Raw genomic sequence first — 17114 nt, 5'->3', positions numbered from 1 at the left:
AAATATTTCAGGCGTCAAGTGCGGTCAAAAAATGATAAATTTTTGACCGCACTTGAATGTTAATCATCTAAAAGGAAATTTTATGCATTTTCTTATTTTTGCCATTTGTTGCAGTGTCTCGGTTTCGGTGTTGTTTAAGCTGTGTAAACGTTTTAATGTGGTGACGGACCAGATGATCGCTTTTGGTTACATCATGGCGTTATCGTTAAGTTATTTCTTATTACATCCGGATTTTAAAGGATTAACCTTTACCGAATTCTTTATACAAAGTGAAGCCAAGCCGATTTTCCTGACCTTGGGCGTGTTGCTGCCGGTTGGATTTATGGTGATGTCGAAAGCCATTGAATACGGCGGTATCGTGCGTACCGACGCGGCTCAGCGTTTGGCGCTGTTTCTGCAAATTATTGCCGCAGTAGTCATTTTCGGCGAAACCTTAACGAATTTTAGAATTGCCGGTGTAGCAACGGCTTTTCTTGCCTTATTCTGTTTGTTATATAAACCGACGGGAGCGGTCGGCAATGTATTAAAAGCGAGTTTTGCTTTGAGCGGTGTATGGTTGATTTGGGGGACATCCGGTATTCTGTACAAAAAAATCGCATTAATGGGCGGTGCGTTTCCGACCAGTTTGTTTATCACATTCAGCTTGGCCGCGGTATTGATTTTCACTTATTTACTCATTAAAGGTACCCGTTGGACAGTGCCGAGTTTTTTGGCCGGAATATTGCTGGGATGTCTGAATTTCGGCAATATTTTGTTTTATATTTACGCCCATCAGTATTTTAAAGAAAACCCGACTATCGTCTTTGCCAGTATGGACGTGGGAGTGATTTGTTTAGGCGTGATAGTCGGTGCGTTATTTTTTAAAGAACGTATCAGTAAAATCAACGCCGCCGGTATCGGGTTCGGTATTTTGGCCATTTTTCTGCTTTACGGTGAAAAATTATTTACCTAGCGAATATTCAAGCTATTGAAAATTTAGACGAAACGTCTATGATTAAGTAGCGGGTACCCCGCGTAAATGAAGGAGAAACATTATGGCATTAGGTTGGTATGAACTAAAACTGGCGAAAGACGGTCAGTTTATGTTTAATTTAATTGCGGCAAACGGTCAGGTCATTTTAACCAGTGAGCTTTATAAAGCCAAAGCTTCTGCAGAAAAGGGTATTGAATCCGTGCAAAAAAACGGTGTGAATGAGGCAAATTTCGAATTCAGAACCACGAAAAGCGAACAACCTCAACCCTACTTCGTACTAAAAGCGAAAAATCATCAGGAAATAGGTCGTAGTCAATATTATTCTTCGCCAGAAGCGGCGAAAAACGGTGTTAAGTCCGTCATGAATAATGCCGCAACAACGCAAATCAAAGATAAAACCATCGCTTAATAAACCCTAATAACAGAATCTGTATCTTTTTAGGTACAGATTTTTTTATAAAATTATCACGGAACCTTATGAACGATTTTAGCTTTTTCATTTACGACTACGAAAGTTTCGGAATTAACCCGGCAACCGATCGTCCGGCACAATTTGCGGGTATTCGTACTGATGCCGATTTCAATGTTATCGGCGAACCGGTGATGTTGTATTGCAAACAAACCAACGATTATTTACCTTCGCCGGAAGCCGTCCTGGTTACCGGTATTACTCCGCAGGAATGTAATGAAAAAGGTTTACCGGAACCGGAATTTGCCGCTTCCGTACTGGCGGAATTCAGCCGACCTAATACCTGTGTGATGGGCTATAACAACATTCGTTATGACGATGAAATGACGCGTTATACCTTTTACCGTAATTTCATCGATCCCTATGAGTACAGTTGGAAAAACGGTAATTCCCGCTGGGATTTATTGGATATCGTGCGCGCCTGTTACGCTTTACGTCCGGAAGGCATTGAATGGGCGTATGATGATGACGGTATGCCGAGTTTTCGTCTGGAAAGACTGACGGAAGCTAATGGCATTGCCCATGAAAACGCCCATGATGCCATGTCGGACGTATACGCTACCATTGCTATGGCCAAATTAATTAAACGGAAACAGCCTAAATTATTTCAGTATTTCTTTGAAAATCGCGGTAAACGGGAAATCGAACATCTTATTAATGTGGCGGACATGACACCGTTGGTGCATGTCTCGGGTATGCTGGGGAATTATCGCGGAAACTGTACTTTGGTGGCCCCGGTCGGTTGGCATCCGGTGAATCAAAATGCCGTGATTGTTTGCGATTTAAGCCAGAATATCGACGATTTACTGACGAAAAGTATAGAAGAATTACGGACTGCGTTATACACCAAAAAAACGGATTTAGCGGCGCAAGGCCAATTGCCGGTACCGTTAAAACTGGTACACATCAATAAATGTCCGATTCTGGCACCGGCGAACACCCTGTTGCCGGAAAACGCCGAGCGCTTGGGAATTGATCGTCAATTTTGTTCGGAAAACCTGCAAAAATTGCGTCAATCCTTTGAAGTGCGGTCAAAAATTGAAGAGATTTTTCGGGAAGAACATCGGTTTGAACCGAGTGATAATGTAGAGATCGAATTATACAGCGGTTTTTTCAGTAATAACGATAAAAATAATTTAGCTATTTTGCGCCAATTACCGATAGAAAAATTAGCCGAGCACGGGTTAACTTTTGAAGATAAACGGATTCCCGATTTAATTTTCCATTATCGCGCCCGTCATTTTTTCAAAACTCTCACCCGTACCGAACAGTTGCAATGGGAAAAATATCGTCGGCGAAAATTAGAAAAAGAGGCAACGGATTTTGAACAACGAATGCAAAATCTGGTGATGGAATATGGCGATTTTGAAGACAAACTAAACCTATTGCATCAGGTTTATGCTTACGCCTCCAACTTGTTGTAGCGTAAGAAATATCGCCCTCTTCGTTTTAAATCGTATATTATTTGTCCGATTTTGTTGCGTCTTTGTTCATTCGCAGGGGAAGAATCAAAAAAAGATTGACCAAGCAATAATTTATTCGGCAATATAAAAAGAGTATTGAATATCAGAGCGTGTTTATTTTTCAGCAGAAGCTGCGTTATCCTCTAAAAACGTAGCGAACGTCGCTCTATTACACCCATTAAACAGACCTAAAGAAATCAGGTAATAATTATGAGCAAATCCTTGGTTATTGTGGAATCACCGGCCAAAGCAAAAACCATCAATAAATATCTCGGTACTAACTATGTTGTAAAATCCAGTGTCGGACATATCCGCGATTTACCTACTGCCGGGGCATCTTCGGGAGAAAAGGCCAAACCGATTTCAACCAAGGGGTTAAGCGTAGAAGAAAAATCCAGAATTAAAGCGGAAAAAGAACGGAACGCCTTGGTAAAACGTATGGGGATAGATCCCTATCACGACTGGAAGGCTAATTACCAAATTCTGCCCGGTAAAGAAAAAGTAGTTGCCGAACTTAAATCCCTTGCAAAAAAAGCCGATCATATTTATCTCGCTACCGATTTGGATAGAGAAGGAGAGGCGATAGCCTGGCATTTGCGTGAAGTAATCGGCGGTGATGACAGCCGGTTCAGTCGCGTGGTATTTAATGAAATTACTAAAAATGCCATTAAGCAGGCGTTTGAAAAGCCGGAACAGCTTAATATTGATCGCGTTAATGCTCAACAAACCCGTCGCTTTTTAGATCGCGTAGTAGGATTTATGGTTTCGCCTTTATTATGGAAAAAAGTGGCGCGTGGCTTGTCTGCCGGACGGGTTCAGTCTGTGGCGGTAAAATTACTGGTGGAACGGGAACGGGAAATTAAAGCGTTCCAACCGGAAGAATTCTGGGAGGTTGCAGCGGAATTATTCACTGTGCATAAAGCCGGCATTCGTCTTGATGTTACTGCGTTTAAAGGTAAAAAATTTGCACCGAAAAATGCGGAACAAGCACAAAGTGCGGTCGATTTTTTAGCTAAATCTGATTTTATCGTGTCGGACTTGGAAACCAAACCTACCAGTTCCCGCCCGCGCCCGCCGTTCATTACTTCGACCTTACAGCAAGCCGCCAGTACCAGATTAGGCTTCAGTGTGAAGAAAACCATGATGTTGGCACAACGTTTGTATGAAGCAGGTTATATCACCTATATGCGTACCGATTCCACCAATTTGAGCCGGGATGCTTTGGGTATGGTACGGGGTTATATCGAACAAAATTTCGGCGACAGTTATCTCCCGCCGAAACCGAATTTTTATTCCAGCAAAGAAAATGCACAGGAAGCGCACGAAGCGATTAGGCCTTCCGATGTGAATGTGTCGGCTTCTCATTTATCCGGTATGGAAAAAGATGCCGAACGTTTATATGATTTAATTTGGCGTCAGTTTGTGGCTTGCCAAATGCCTGCTGCGCAATATGACAGTACCACCTTAACGGTTTCCGCCGGTGATTACGAGTTGAAAGCCAAAGGCCGTATTTTACGCTTTGACGGCTGGACAAAAGTGTTGCCGCAAATGGGAAAAAATCCGGAGGATCAGGAATTGCCGGCAGTTGCGTTGCAGGAAAAATTAGAATTGGGCAGCGTGCAGCCGACACAGCATTTCACTAAGCCGCCCGCACGTTTTACGGAAGCCGCACTGGTTAAAGAGCTGGAAAAACGCGGAATCGGACGTCCTTCGACCTATGCCGCCATTATTTCTACCATTCAGGAACGCGGTTATGTGCGTACCGAAAATCGCCGTTTTTATGCGGAAAAAATGGGCGAAATAGTGACTGATCGTCTGAATCAGTCTTTTGCCGAGCTAATGAACTATGATTTTACCGCCGGCATGGAAGACATGTTAGATCAAATTGCTAACGGAACAAAAGATTGGAAAGCTGAATTAAATCAGTTCTTTAAAGATTTTTCCGGTCAGTTGAGTCAAGCGGAATTAGATGAATTGGAAGGCGGCATGAAACCGAACAGTATTGTGCCGACCGATATTGATTGTCCGGCCTGTGGACGTAAAATGGCCATTCGTACAGCCAGTACCGGCGTATTCCTCGGCTGTACGGGCTATGCTTTACCGCCTAAAGAACGTTGTAAAACCACAATGAATTTAATTCCTGAATCGGAATTGCTCAACGTATTGGACAGTGAAACCGAAACTAAAGCGTTAATGGCGCGAAAACGTTGTCCTAAATGCGGTTCGGCTATGGATAGTTATATTTTGGATCCGCACCGAAAACTGCATATCTGCGGGAATAATCCGAATTGCGACGGCTATCTTGTAGAAGAAGGGGCTTTCAAAATTAAAGGTTATGACGGTCCGGTCGTGGCATGTGATAAATGTGGTGCGGACATGCATTTAAAACTGGGACGATTCGGTAAATATATGGCATGTACAAATTGCGATAATACCCGTAGGATTTTGAAAAACGGAGAGGTGGCACAGCCAAAAGAAGAACCGATTCATTTCCCGGAATTAAAATGTGAAAAATCCGATGCGTATTTCGTATTACGCGACGGCGCAAGCGGGGTATTTATGTCTGCTCACAATTTTCCAAAATCACGGGAATCGCGCCCGGCTGAAGTCGCAGAGTTGGCATTATATCGCGAACGATTGCCGGGAAAATTGCAATATCTGGCCGATGCGCCGCCAAAAGATCCGGACGGCAACGATGCTGTAATCCGATTCAGCCGTAAAGAAAAACGTCAATATGTTTCATCGACAGATAAAAACGGCAAGCAAACCAAATGGATTGTTGATTTTATTGATGGAAAATGGATTGAACGCAGTAAAAAATAACTTAAATCAGAATATAGGGCAGAATAATCTGCCCTGTATTTTTATGCGGTTATGACAGGTTTGTTTATTCAAAGTGAATATCGAAACGACAGTCAAATTTTGTTTCCTGCAATCGGTATTGCGGTTTTAATGCCGGTCCGCAGGAATTGGAACCGATGCCGCTCATTTTGTAATCTATACAAAGTACGGTTGAATCACATTCCTCCAACTCATAGTCATGGTTTTTTGCTGTTAATTCTTCCTGTGTGTAAGGTGAAAGATTAAAGCTGAACGGAAGAGGAGAGTAAACCAAACAATGGCCTAAGCGAACATAATGACAACCTAAATGGCTGCCGTTTTCCTGCGGTTTAAGATAACGGACGTGATTTTGCGCCGCATTCACCGCATAATTACCCAGGCGAGCCAGGTGATGTTTATCCGAATAACTTTCACGCTCGCCGTAACCGAAATATTGTGCCTGCTCACAGGTTTTCGGCAGAAAGAAACGTAAACCGAAACGCGGTAAATACGGAAGATGAGCAGGGCGTTCGCCATGAGCTTCAATGGTCAGTTGTCCGTTTTGATATAAAGTATAATTGACCTGCAAAGTTAAAATCCGGTTTTTAGCGGTAGCGACGATAGCTAAAATCGCTTGAATAACGACCGCACTTTCCGTTTGTTGCCAAGTGACGGAATAAGCGCGGCTGTAAGTTTGATGATAACCGGCGTTTTGCCACAATTCGCGTATTAAACGGTCGTTATCCGTCGGCGCACGCCAAATATTAAAATGTAAAGGCTGTTCGATTAATGCTTTTTCTTTCCGCAAAATTTCGGTGAATATACCGCAATCTTTATCAAAGATATATTGATAATCTCCATTTTTTACAGTTAATCTACGAGCGGATTCGACCACCGCAAAAGGGAAAAGTGCGGTCGGTTTTTCAGGTTTTTGGGGCGAAACCAAATCTTTATCGTAAATGACAAGTTGCTCGAATCCGTAGCAATGGTTCGGTTCTAACAGTGCGGATTGTGTCGCAGCGAGGTATTCCAAATCCAAGGTCGTGAATTTTCCGTGATAATCCGGCAATGTCAGCGGCAAAAGTGCGGTCTGTTTAGGGGCACATTTTACTTTACATTCACCCTGTTCTATGATTTCGCCGTTTTCTTTTACGGCATAACAAATCGTAACAGTTTCGTCTAAATGGGTGAAATCCCAATAATTTTTCACTTCAATCCGATTTCCTACAAGACGGGCGCGAATCGGTCGGTTAACGTTTTTTAGTTCAAACAGATTGCTGTGCGGAATACGAGTGGGCGAAACCAAACCGTCCATACAGAAATTGCCGTCGTTAGGGGTATCGCCGAAATCGCCGCCGTATCCCATCCGCCCCGAACCGTCGGGCAGATACGGAGCGTGATCACACCATTCCCAAACAAAACCGCCACAGGATTTATCATATTTTTCAAAAGTTTGCCAATAGTCCTCCGCATCGCCGTTGGAATTACCCATGGCATGACTGTATTCGCATAAAATGTAAGGCTTGGTGTTTTCGTCAGTTGTGCAATAAGCATCTAAGGATTCAGTTCCCGGATACATTTCGCTATAGAAATCCAAATTGGATAAATCGTTTTGATGTTGGCTGTGCTGATAAATAGAACTTTCGTAATGGATTAGACGAGAATTGTCTCGCTGTTTAACCCAAGCGGCGGCGGCTTCGAAGTTTTCACCATATCCGCTTTCATTACCAAGAGACCAAATTAACACGGAAGTACGGTTTTTATCCCGTTCGATATTGGCAGCCGTGCGGTCTAAAATAGCCGCTTTATATTCCGGCGCACGGGCAAAATAACAAAAATTGTCGATAACCTGTTGACGTATTTCTTCGTCGCGATTAATTCGTTGATTGTTCAGAAAAATACTTTGTTCCGGCGTATCCACATAAAGCATGCTGGCTCCGTGGCTTTCGATGTCGCTTTCCGCTATTAAATAGAAACCGTATAAATCACACAGTTCGCTGAACCATGGAGCATTAGGGTAGTGAGCGGTACGAATGGCATTAATGTTGTGTCGTTTCATCAATTTCAAATCAACTAACGCCTGCTCATATGAAATTACATAGCCTGTTTTCGGATCGCTGTCGTGGCGGTTGACGCCTTTAAATTTAACCGCCTGTCCGTTAATTTTCAGTACGCCGTTTTCAATGTAAATTTTACGCAAGCCTATTTTTTGTTCGATAATTTCGTTACCTACTTGCATGGTCAAGCGGTAAAGCCGGGGATTTTCCGCATTCCATAAAACAGGATTGAATAAAACATGTGAAAATTTGACCGCACTTTGGCGTACTATTTCTTCCCCCTGAGGATTATAAAGGATGAATTCTATTTCTCGTTCCTTGTCTGAAAATTGAGTTTCTACAGTGAATTCAGCTTGGTTAAAATCATCGGATAATTGCGTTTTGATGAAGAAATCCTGCAAATAGTTCGCATCCCGTTCCAATAAATACACATCTCGGAAGATACCCGACATACGGAATTTATCCTGATCCTCCAGGTAACTGCCGTCACACCATTTCAGTACGACCACATCCAATACATTTTTACCCGAGTTCAGGTGTTCGGTAATATCAAATTCCTGGGTGCAATGACTGATTTGTCCGTAACCCACAAACTGTTGATTTACATAGACAAACAGGCAGCTGTCCACGCCTTCTAAATTTAACAGATAACGCTTATCCGTTTTCGGCGAAAAATTAAATTCATGCCGATAATGAGCGCAGGGATTAGCTTTCGGTACAAAAGGCGGATCGAAAGGGAAAGGGTATTGAATATTAGTATAATGATGGTGATCAAATCCTTGAGTTTGCCAGTTGGATGGCACGGGAATGCTGTTTTGCAGAGAGCAAAACAGGAAATTTTCCGGTAAATTCTGTACGCTGTCGTAATAGCTGAAATCCCAGGTTTTGCCGGAAAGTGAGGTAAAAAATCGTGATGTTTTGCGTGCTGACTGATCCGGCGACTGATTGGTCGCAAAGGGAATAAAGTACGCATGATGAGGTTGACGGTTAACCTGCAATATTTCAGGATTTTCAAAGTAGGTTGGCAGAATCATGCTGAACTCCTTATTTATTAAAAATCGGACGGGATTGTGCGTTGCGTTTTTGTAATTGATAGCGCTCTGTAAGCGGTATTTTGCCTGTTAGTGTGAACGCGGAAATTAGGGTAAATGTAACAGCTATACAACCTAAAATAAAGTAAGTGTGCTGATAGCCGTATAAGTCATAACCGGTGCCGACGATCGGCGATACGAGCATATTGCCGACTTGTTTGGTGAAGTGGCACGCAACCAGATAAATAGTGGCGGAAAAATGTAACTCGAAAGTGTTGGCGATATATTTGAATACGCCGACCAGATAAAAGGGTACTTCAAACATGTGCAAAGTTTTAAGAACAATGACGTGCCATGCTTGGGTAGCAAATGACGAGCCGATAATCCGTATGCTCATAATAGTACCTGCGATTAATAAGGCATTTTTGGCGCCGATGCGGTTGATGATAAGCGGCACGAAAAACATAATCAAGGCGTTCAGCATTTCGCCTGCGGTGGTAACATAACCAAACATTTGAATACCTTCTGCGTGCGATGCAAAGAATGTATTGAAGAAGTTACCGAATTGTTGGTCGAAAATGTCATAGATACATGCGACACCGACTACGTATGCTAATAATGCCCAAAACTTAGGTCGTTTAAAAATCATAACCGCTTGCTTAAGCGTAACAGGATTTTTATTGTTAACAAGCCGTTCAACAACTTTGGTTGTTTCACTTTCGGTCGGTTTGGCAAGGAAGATTAAAATAAGCAGAATAAATGAAGCTGCAGACCCCAGCCAGAATACATAATCAGGATTAGAACCGTACAGATTACCCGCGATGGATGCGCAAATTGCCCAGCCGAACATTCCAAACATCCGTGCACGACCGTATTCAAACCGACTGCGGCGACTAATGCGCTCAATGTAGGCTTCCGATGCCGGCGTACCGGCCTGGAATACAAAACCTATATAAGCACCGCCTATAATAGACCCGAGCCAAATATCGGTTTTAAGCAGAGGCGCGAACACATAAATAAAGAAAGGGGCATAAAAAATAAGAGTGAACGCTAAAATCCAAAGTAAATGTTTTCGTACGCCGAGTTTATCCGAAACATAACCGAACACAGGTTGAAAGCAGAGTGCGAAAAACGACATCATGGCAAATACCATGCCTGCATTTTCACCCGATAAACCGTTGATATCACCGAGCCAAATTCCGAGAAACGGATAGCAGGTTGCCATAATAAAGAAAAATACAAAGAAATAGCCGCTGAATAACCAGTAATTACGGTTAGTCAAATAATAGGCTCGAGTGGCAGAATTATTTTCCATTTCTAACTCCTTTTACTGAGATTTTCTTGAATTGGCGCAAATGTTAACGTTACCATTCTATTAAAACAAACTGATAATTCATATTTTGTGATTTAGATCACGAATTTTAACGTTAACATTTTAAAATATGAGAAGTTGATCACATATCTCAAGGTTAACGTTAACAATAGAGCAAGAAAAATGTATGATGTGAATGAATAAATAAAAGTATGGTCAGTAACAGGAGGGGAAATGGCATCACTCAAAGATGTAGCGCAATTAGCAGGCGTATCGTTGATGACGGTATCGCGGGCGCTCAATAACCCTGATAAATTATCGGATAAAACTTACCAAGCGGTTAAGCAAGCCATCGATAAACTTGGTTACGTACCGAATTTCGCTGCACAAAATATCCGTGGTGCAGCAGGGAAGACCATCGGCGTATTATCCCTTGGCACGGCAACTACGCCGTTTTCTGTAGATATTTTACTGGCAATAGAGAAGACTGTCCGAAAATTTGGATGGCATTCATATGTGATTAACACTTTTGAAAACGATGAAGCGGAGATGGAACAGGCTGTGGAGCAGCTGATTTCTCACCGTCCCAACGGTATTATCATCGCGCGAAATGGGCTGAAAAAGATAAAAATTCCTAAGAGGCTACATCAATTTTCTATAGTACTGGCTAATTGCGTCACTGATGATTTTCCTGTGGCGTGTTATATACCGGATGATTATCAAGGACAACATGAAATCGGCAAATTGTTAGCGGGAAAAGGGTACCAAAAACCGTTATGTTTGCATATTCCATATAACTACATTGCGACCAAAGCACGTAAAAAAGGTTTCGAACAAGCGTTTTTTACAGAAAAAAATAAAAAAAGTGCGGTTCAAATAAGCCATTATTTTATGCAAGCAGATGGGGAGGATTATTTTGAAGGAGCAAAACCGCTATTAGATTTGCTACAACGTCACAAAAAAATCGATTATGATGTGATTGTGTGCGGCAATGACCGAATTGCTTTTGTTGCCTATCAATTATTACTCGGTCACGGCTACCGTATTCCGGAAGATATTGCTGTAACGGGCTATGACAACATGGTCGGCGTGGCGCATTTATTTGTGCCCTCATTAACTACTGTAGAATTGCCGCATTATGCAATGGGCGAACAAGCGGCGCTACATTTAATTGAAGGCCGTAAGGATTTTGAATGCCGCAAAATTACTTGTCCGTTAATTATGGGGAAATCCTGTTAACCGGAAAAATTTAAAAATACTCAAATTCCTTAAATTCACTTACGTAAAATCTGGCGATTAACGTGTACAAACATTGATTATTTTTTGCGTACCGTCATCGTCATTTTTTTATCTATCAAATTTTTTCCAGTGAAAATTCAAATCAGCCTATAGCCAACCCATAATTAACGAGAGAGTGATAAGTCATAAACAGCATTGTGACGCATATTTAATTTATTTAACATAATATACATTATGCGAAATTAGTTACGGTAACAATGAACATATAATTTATCCTTGGAGTCCATGTGGGGTACTAACAATATTTGCATAGATAAAAATAAAAAAATTTGGTCGGAAAAATTGGCTTGGTGGCTTGATTTATAAGGCTTTGGCGGGTTTTAAAGGATGAAGCTATGCAAAAAAAGAAAATGTTTAAAAATGAACAAAAATAGGCAGAAAATGCACTTTTATTTGCATAGATGTGATCAGTTTTTAAATAGTTTTTAAAACGGGTTTAAAATTTAAAAAAGTGCGGTCAAAAATTTAAAGGGTTAAGTGTTTGCTTAACCCTTTTTGTTACGCCAAGTCGTGCCCGATGTGCATTACTTCGCCCAGCACAATAAGCGCGTCCAGCTCTGCCTCAGGGACGATAACAGGCTCGTACAGGCTTGCATTGTCGCTGATAAGCTTAACGCTGCCAAATTGCAGTTGTACGCGTTTAACCAGCAATCGCCCACCGTTGTTTATCACAAATACTTTGCCGTCTTGCAGAATGTTGCGCGAATGGTCTATGAGTAACAAGTCCTTGTCTTGAATCGTTGGGTACATACTATCGCCCGTGGCGAAATACACCTCGCAGTTTTTGGCTTTAACACCCTTAGATTGCAACCAGTCCTTGCGAAATGCCAACACGTTATTCGGGTCGTACTCTTCTTCGTTGTAACCGCCAGCGCCCGCAGAAACCACGATATCATTATGCATCGGAATAAACTCAAACTGGTTCACAAACTCTTCATATCTGGCAACGCTACGCGAATTATAAGCCGTTATCTCGCCCACTCCATCCGTTCTTTCATCCAGCGTCGCCGTGTTGTCCGCGCTGCCTTTGCCTGTGGCAAGCCATTCTAAGTTGACATTAGCCGCTTCCGCTATCTTTATCAGATTTGTGCGTGATGGATCAGCTTCGCCTTTGCGCCATCTTGTTATTGTCGATAGCGTTACACCTGTTTGCCTGGAGAACTCACTTGGACCATTTAGTTTATTAATTACTAATTCAATTCTTTCGGGGAAATTGTCTTCATTTGCCATTTTTGACCCTCTTTTTAAACTTTTTTGCCGTAATAGTTACATAAAACAAACTATTACGGAGTTTTATAAAAATAAACTTGCCGTAATAGTTTATTTAAGTTATTGATTACGTTGTGAATATTCCAAATTTGAAATAAATTTCCAAAAATATAACTATTACGGTGAATTAATAGTTGACAAACTACAACTATTACGGCTAATATACACCACAAGAGATACATCAAAAAAGGAGTATTAAATGAGTGTATTAGAAAGCCATGAAAAAACCGCAGTAAATTGGCATAGAGCCGATATTCTTGCGGAACTCAAAAAACGTGGTTGGACATTACGATCTTTAGCAGCCGAAGGAAATGTCAGTTATAGCACTTTGAAAACTGTATTTGATAAATCCTATCCAAAAATGGAGCGCCTAGTTGCTAATGCAATCGGAATTGCGCCAGAAATTATCTGGGCAGAACGTTTTGCAGAACGTAATAGAAAGCCAACTTTAACCAATAAGTTTTAGCATCATAAATGAATTTAACCGTAAAAGATACAAAAAGGATCATTTATGAGAGGTTTAAGTTTAAAAACGCATTATTCCGTTTACGAATATGCCGAAATGGGAATAAGTAGCTTACCACAAGCCCCCAAAAATATTCAGGCATTATTCAAACGCGAAAATTGTAGCTACAGAAAACGCGGTGGACGTGGTGGCGGAGTTGAATACGAACTCGCCAGCCTACCCCAAGAAATCCAAGATGAAATCCGCAATAAATTTGCCGTTGCGGTGGTGAACAAAAAGCCAAGCTTACCTGTGGTGCGCGATGTTGACCTAAGTTCTTTAACAACCAAACAACGCGAAGTGGCAGACGCCCGCATGGCATTAGTGGCAGCTGTCAGCCAGCTTGAGCAAAGTATGAGCCGGATTAAAGCGGTGACTTATCTTTGTGAATCCGCAAAGTGCGGTCAATTATCGGCAGATTTAATGGACTTAGTGGAAACTGCGAACGCTAAAAACGGCAACGGTTGTGGGCGCGTGTTATCGGTCAGAACACTGAATCAGTGGGTGATTGATTATCACAAAGCTGACAATGCCGAAGACCGTTTAAAAGCCTTAGCCCCAAGCCAACGCCAAGCGAAAAAAGCGGAAGAATTGCAATGGTTACCAGAATTTTTAGCGGTGTATCGCAAACTGGCGATGAATTACCGGCGGTGCATTGGCATAATGCAGATGGCTCTTTTTATGCCGACTGTGCAAGCGAATTAGACATTACCAAATAAAGACGGCGACATTATCGGTGCGGGAACACCAATAATGCCAGCTACGCAGATACGACCTGCATATAGCTATATGCCGCCTACCGAGCTCGGCAGGCGGATTATATCAAAACCGCAAAAGGGATACTATATGCAAGGATTAAAAGAGATTCGTTGCAAATGTTGCAATAAATTATTAGCAAGAACTAAAAACGTACAATTTTTAGAAATAAAATGTGTACGTTGTAAGACAATTAATAAATACTAAATGTTTGCGAGTGCCGGAGTACCTAGAGTATCGGAGTGCCATAAAGAGGATCTTATATGGCAAGCAAACAATTCAATCAAGCTCCGTTACCTTTTGTAGGTCAAAAACGGATGTTCCTACAACACTTCAGAAAAATCTTAAATCAGCATATAGCCAATAATGGTGATGGCTGGACTATTGTGGATGTATTTGGCGGATCTGGTTTATTGAGCCATACTGCCAGAAACACAAAATCCGCTGCGACAGTTATCTATAATGACTTTGACGGATATTCGGAACGATTGCAACACATCGGGGATATTAATCGGCTACGCGCAGATTTATATGCTTTAGTTGACAACGCCGCACCTAAAAATAAGCGTTTATCCAAAGCGTTAAAATCGGATGTTATCCACGTAATTCAAAATTTCGATGGATATAAAGACCTTAACTGTCTATCATCTTGGCTATTGTTTAGCGGGCAACAAGTAGGGAATTTTACGGAGTTATTCAACCGTGATTTTTGGCATTGTATACGAAAGAGTGATTATCCCGAAGCAGACGGTTATCTTGAGGGTATAACGGTAACCAACGAATCCTTCGATTCGCTTATACCTCGATTCGCTGGCAAAGATAAGGTGTTGTTAATACTGGATCCGCCGTACTTATGTACTCGACAAGATAGTTATAAACAAGCGACTTATTTTGATTTAATCGATTTTTTAAAATTAATCAATCTCACAAAGCCTCCGTATATATTTTTCAGTTCAACCAAAAGCGAGTTTATTCGATTTATTGATTATATGATTGATAGTAAGGCAGATAACTGGCGCTCATTCGATAATTGCCACCGCATAGCGGTTAATGCATCCGCAAGCTATTCAGGTCAATATGAGGATAATTTGGTGTTTAAATTCTGAAAAAAATGCCCCTTTAAATGAGTTTTAAAGAGGCGTTAAAATTCAATTTTATTTGCATGGATTTTTTAATGTACCTATGCAAATAATTCCGCCGTTTTATGCAAATAATTCCGCCACGCTACATCCAGGTATAAAATTATCTGACACAAAAAAAGCACCTTTCGGTGCTTATTTCAGTAAAATTATTTTTACAGATCACATGACTTTTCGATGGTAAATAACCAATCATCTTTTTTGGGCATTTGCAGGTAAAAACCGTTTTGTTTAATTTGTTCCATGACTTCCCGGTTGTCCGTATTGATAAGTGTTTTTTTACCGACCAAATTAAACAACATAACGAATACCGGTATTCCGAAAGCTTCACGTAATGAATCCGGTAAAACGGAAAAATCATCACGTTTTTCTATATATAAATACATTCCGTCTTTCTTTTTACTTTTATAAATCGCGCACAACATATACTGTCCCTGAAAAATAAAAAATCCCAAGAATTCTATAATTACTTGGGATTCGTTGCAAAGAAAAAAGCAAATTATTTAGTCTATTTAGACATGGTATCTTTAACTTCTTCGCTTTGCTCAGAAACGGCGTCAGCCGCTTTATTCATTTTATCTGAAGCTGTTTCACGCATTTCAGTAGCTTTAGATTCTGCCGCATCTTTCATTTCTGCAGCTTTATCCATTGCGGCATCCTTCATTTCACCGGCTTTTTCTACTGCCGAGTCTTTCATCTCGTTAGCTTTTTCTACCGCGGCGTCTTTCATTTCATTAGCTTTATCCATTGCAGCGTCTTTCATTTCATTAGCTTTATCCATTGCAGCGTCTTTCATTTCACCGGCTTTTTCAGACATAGCATCTTTGGAATCCGCCATCCCCTGGTTCATGTCTTGGCTTGTTTGAGCCGCTTCATCTTTAACTTCCGTAGCGTTATCATTTGCTTGATCACAAGCGGTTACTGCAAATAAAGACCCCAATACTAATGTTGCTAATAATGATTTTTTCATTGTTTCCCCTAATTTTAAGTGATTATATCTGCTGATATAAGTATTTCGACATTGTAGCATATTGAATATAACTGACTGAAATATAACAAAATTTTTATTTCATTATTTCGTCGTAATCAGTCTATTCATAACATTAGACTATAAAAAACGGCGCAAAGTTCGCATTTACGCCGTTTTTCTTGGCCGGAGTGGGAATTAATTATTCTTCAATAGAACGTAATAATTCGTTAATCCCTACTTTACCCAGCGTTTTAGCATCCACTTTTTTTACAATTACAGCGCAATACAGACTGTATTTGCCGTCTTTTGACGGAAGGCTGCCGGAAACGACGACAGAACCGGCAGGTACACGCCCATAATGGATTTCACCGGTTTCGCGATCATAAATTTTAGTAGATTGACCGATGAATACGCCCATTGAAATAACACAACCATCCTCAACTATAACACCTTCAACGACTTCAGAACGGGCGCCGATAAAGCAATTATCCCCGATAATTGTCGGATTAGCTTGTAACGGTTCCAGTACACCGCCGATACCGACGCCGCCGGATAAGTGAACGTTTTTACCGATTTGGGCGCATGAACCTACGGTCGCCCAAGTATCTACCATAGTGCCTTCACCTACATAAGCACCGATATTAACGTAAGAAGGCATTAAAACCGTATTTTTTGAAATATATGCACCTTTACGGACAGTAGCCGAAGGCACAACACGGAAACCCTCTTGTGCAAAACGCTCTTCGCTATAATCGGCGAATTTCAATGCTACTTTGTCATAATATTTGGTTTCGGCACCGTCAATAATCTCGTTTTCATTGATACGAAATGATAATAAAACGGCTTTTTTCAGCCATTGATGCGTAACCCATTCACCGTCGATTTTTTCGGCTACACGGAATTTACCGCTGTCTAATCCTTCGATCACTTCTTCAATAGCTGCTCTTGTAGCGGCATCTACCGTTTTAGGCGTGATATCGGCACGGCGTTCAAACGCTTCTTCAATGACTGCTTGTAAGTTTGACATAATATTTCCTATAAAAGTTAATGA

Annotated in this window: 15 protein-coding genes; 9 read left to right on the top strand and 6 right to left on the bottom strand. The window is 41.2% G+C overall.

Annotation, left to right across the window (positions count from 1 at the left end; genetic code table 11):
* Positions 1-82: 82 nt before the first annotated feature.
* From ASUC_RS07310 to topA, 4 genes are all read left to right on the top strand, one after another.
* Positions 83-952 carry a DMT family transporter gene (locus tag ASUC_RS07310; protein WP_012073138.1) on the top strand — a complete coding sequence of 290 codons (870 nt, stop codon included), beginning with the start codon at positions 83-85 and terminating at the stop codon, positions 950-952.
* 82 nt (positions 953-1034) lie between these two features.
* Complete coding sequence (locus ASUC_RS07305; RefSeq protein WP_012073137.1) at positions 1035-1382, top strand: YegP family protein; 348 nt, start codon at positions 1035-1037, stop codon at positions 1380-1382.
* A 68-nt stretch (positions 1383-1450) separates the two neighbouring features.
* Positions 1451-2866, top strand: coding sequence for an exodeoxyribonuclease I (sbcB, locus tag ASUC_RS07300; RefSeq protein ID WP_012073136.1), 1416 nt, complete (start codon positions 1451-1453; stop codon positions 2864-2866).
* Positions 2867-3115: 249 nt separating this feature from the next.
* Entirely contained in the window at positions 3116-5728 is a 2613-nt protein-coding gene (gene topA, locus ASUC_RS07295) for a type I DNA topoisomerase (protein WP_012073135.1), read from the top strand.
* A 64-nt stretch (positions 5729-5792) separates the two neighbouring features.
* Here the strand turns inward: topA and ASUC_RS07290 are convergent, their stop codons facing one another.
* On the bottom strand, positions 5793-8816 hold the full coding sequence (locus ASUC_RS07290; RefSeq protein ID WP_012073134.1) for a glycoside hydrolase family 2 TIM barrel-domain containing protein: 3024 nt from the start codon (positions 8814-8816) through the stop codon (positions 5793-5795).
* A 10-nt stretch (positions 8817-8826) separates the two neighbouring features.
* A complete protein-coding gene (locus ASUC_RS07285) occupies positions 8827-10128 on the bottom strand; it encodes an MFS transporter (protein WP_012073133.1) in 1302 nt (433 codons plus the stop codon).
* Positions 10129-10359: 231 nt separating this feature from the next.
* Between ASUC_RS07285 and ASUC_RS07280 the strand changes: the two genes are divergently transcribed.
* Positions 10360-11364: a LacI family DNA-binding transcriptional regulator gene (locus ASUC_RS07280; protein ID WP_012073132.1), complete on the top strand. Its 1005-nt coding sequence runs from the start codon at positions 10360-10362 to the stop codon at positions 11362-11364.
* 558 nt (positions 11365-11922) lie between these two features.
* Here the strand turns inward: ASUC_RS07280 and ASUC_RS07275 are convergent.
* Positions 11923-12654: an XRE family transcriptional regulator gene (locus ASUC_RS07275; RefSeq protein ID WP_012073131.1), complete on the bottom strand. Its 732-nt coding sequence runs from the start codon at positions 12652-12654 to the stop codon at positions 11923-11925.
* A 238-nt stretch (positions 12655-12892) separates the two neighbouring features.
* Here ASUC_RS07275 and ASUC_RS07270 point away from each other — a divergent pair, with 238 nt between their 5' ends.
* The 4 genes from ASUC_RS07270 to ASUC_RS07260 are packed head-to-tail and all read left to right on the top strand — an operon-like array spanning position 12893 to position 15060.
* Positions 12893-13159 carry a helix-turn-helix domain-containing protein gene (locus ASUC_RS07270; RefSeq protein WP_012073130.1) on the top strand — a complete coding sequence of 89 codons (267 nt, stop codon included), beginning with the start codon at positions 12893-12895 and terminating at the stop codon, positions 13157-13159.
* 45 nt (positions 13160-13204) lie between these two features.
* Positions 13205-13903 carry a DNA-binding protein gene (locus ASUC_RS07265; protein WP_012073129.1) on the top strand — a complete coding sequence of 233 codons (699 nt, stop codon included), beginning with the start codon at positions 13205-13207 and terminating at the stop codon, positions 13901-13903.
* A gap of 48 nt (positions 13904-13951) precedes the next feature.
* Positions 13952-14161 carry a Com family DNA-binding transcriptional regulator gene (locus ASUC_RS11395; RefSeq protein ID WP_099045255.1) on the top strand — a complete coding sequence of 70 codons (210 nt, stop codon included), beginning with the start codon at positions 13952-13954 and terminating at the stop codon, positions 14159-14161.
* A 56-nt stretch (positions 14162-14217) separates the two neighbouring features.
* Positions 14218-15060 carry a DNA adenine methylase gene (locus ASUC_RS07260; protein ID WP_012073127.1) on the top strand — a complete coding sequence of 281 codons (843 nt, stop codon included), beginning with the start codon at positions 14218-14220 and terminating at the stop codon, positions 15058-15060.
* A 188-nt stretch (positions 15061-15248) separates the two neighbouring features.
* Here the strand turns inward: ASUC_RS07260 and ASUC_RS07255 are convergent, their stop codons facing one another.
* The 3 genes from ASUC_RS07255 to dapD all read right to left on the bottom strand — a co-directional run bounded on the left by ASUC_RS07255 (position 15249) and on the right by dapD (position 17090).
* Positions 15249-15518 (bottom strand): YcgL domain-containing protein, encoded by a 270-nt coding sequence (locus tag ASUC_RS07255; RefSeq protein WP_012073126.1) that lies wholly within the window; start codon positions 15516-15518, stop codon positions 15249-15251.
* Positions 15519-15601: 83 nt separating this feature from the next.
* Positions 15602-16063: a hypothetical protein gene (locus tag ASUC_RS07250; protein ID WP_012073125.1), complete on the bottom strand. Its 462-nt coding sequence runs from the start codon at positions 16061-16063 to the stop codon at positions 15602-15604.
* A 199-nt stretch (positions 16064-16262) separates the two neighbouring features.
* Entirely contained in the window at positions 16263-17090 is an 828-nt protein-coding gene (dapD, locus tag ASUC_RS07245) for a 2,3,4,5-tetrahydropyridine-2,6-dicarboxylate N-succinyltransferase (RefSeq protein ID WP_012073124.1), read from the bottom strand.
* Positions 17091-17114 lie beyond the last annotated feature (24 nt).

The organism is Actinobacillus succinogenes 130Z (assembly GCF_000017245.1).
GTDB lineage: Bacteria > Pseudomonadota > Gammaproteobacteria > Enterobacterales > Pasteurellaceae > Exercitatus > Exercitatus succinogenes.
Note: the sequence above shows the minus strand (reverse complement) of the source record. Positions and strands in the feature narration are given on the sequence as shown.

Excerpts from the sequence above, each read along its gene's own strand:
- ASUC_RS07310 (WP_012073138.1), top strand. The coding sequence starts at position 83 with ATGCATTTTCTTATTTTTGCCATTTGTTGCAGTGTCTCGGTTTCGGTG.
- ASUC_RS07305 (WP_012073137.1), top strand. The coding sequence starts at position 1,035 with ATGGCATTAGGTTGGTATGAACTAAAACTGGCGAAAGACGGTCAGTTT.
- sbcB (WP_012073136.1), top strand. The coding sequence starts at position 1,451 with ATGAACGATTTTAGCTTTTTCATTTACGACTACGAAAGTTTCGGAATT.
- topA (WP_012073135.1), top strand. The coding sequence starts at position 3,116 with ATGAGCAAATCCTTGGTTATTGTGGAATCACCGGCCAAAGCAAAAACC.
- ASUC_RS07290 (WP_012073134.1), bottom strand. The coding sequence starts at position 8,816 with ATGATTCTGCCAACCTACTTTGAAAATCCTGAAATATTGCAGGTTAAC.
- ASUC_RS07285 (WP_012073133.1), bottom strand. The coding sequence starts at position 10,128 with ATGGAAAATAATTCTGCCACTCGAGCCTATTATTTGACTAACCGTAAT.
- ASUC_RS07280 (WP_012073132.1), top strand. The coding sequence starts at position 10,360 with ATGGCATCACTCAAAGATGTAGCGCAATTAGCAGGCGTATCGTTGATG.
- ASUC_RS07275 (WP_012073131.1), bottom strand. The coding sequence starts at position 12,654 with ATGGCAAATGAAGACAATTTCCCCGAAAGAATTGAATTAGTAATTAAT.
- ASUC_RS07270 (WP_012073130.1), top strand. The coding sequence starts at position 12,893 with ATGAGTGTATTAGAAAGCCATGAAAAAACCGCAGTAAATTGGCATAGA.
- ASUC_RS07265 (WP_012073129.1), top strand. The coding sequence starts at position 13,205 with ATGAGAGGTTTAAGTTTAAAAACGCATTATTCCGTTTACGAATATGCC.
- ASUC_RS11395 (WP_099045255.1), top strand. The coding sequence starts at position 13,952 with ATGCCAGCTACGCAGATACGACCTGCATATAGCTATATGCCGCCTACC.
- ASUC_RS07260 (WP_012073127.1), top strand. The coding sequence starts at position 14,218 with ATGGCAAGCAAACAATTCAATCAAGCTCCGTTACCTTTTGTAGGTCAA.
- ASUC_RS07255 (WP_012073126.1), bottom strand. The coding sequence starts at position 15,518 with ATGTTGTGCGCGATTTATAAAAGTAAAAAGAAAGACGGAATGTATTTA.
- ASUC_RS07250 (WP_012073125.1), bottom strand. The coding sequence starts at position 16,063 with ATGAAAAAATCATTATTAGCAACATTAGTATTGGGGTCTTTATTTGCA.
- dapD (WP_012073124.1), bottom strand. The coding sequence starts at position 17,090 with ATGTCAAACTTACAAGCAGTCATTGAAGAAGCGTTTGAACGCCGTGCC.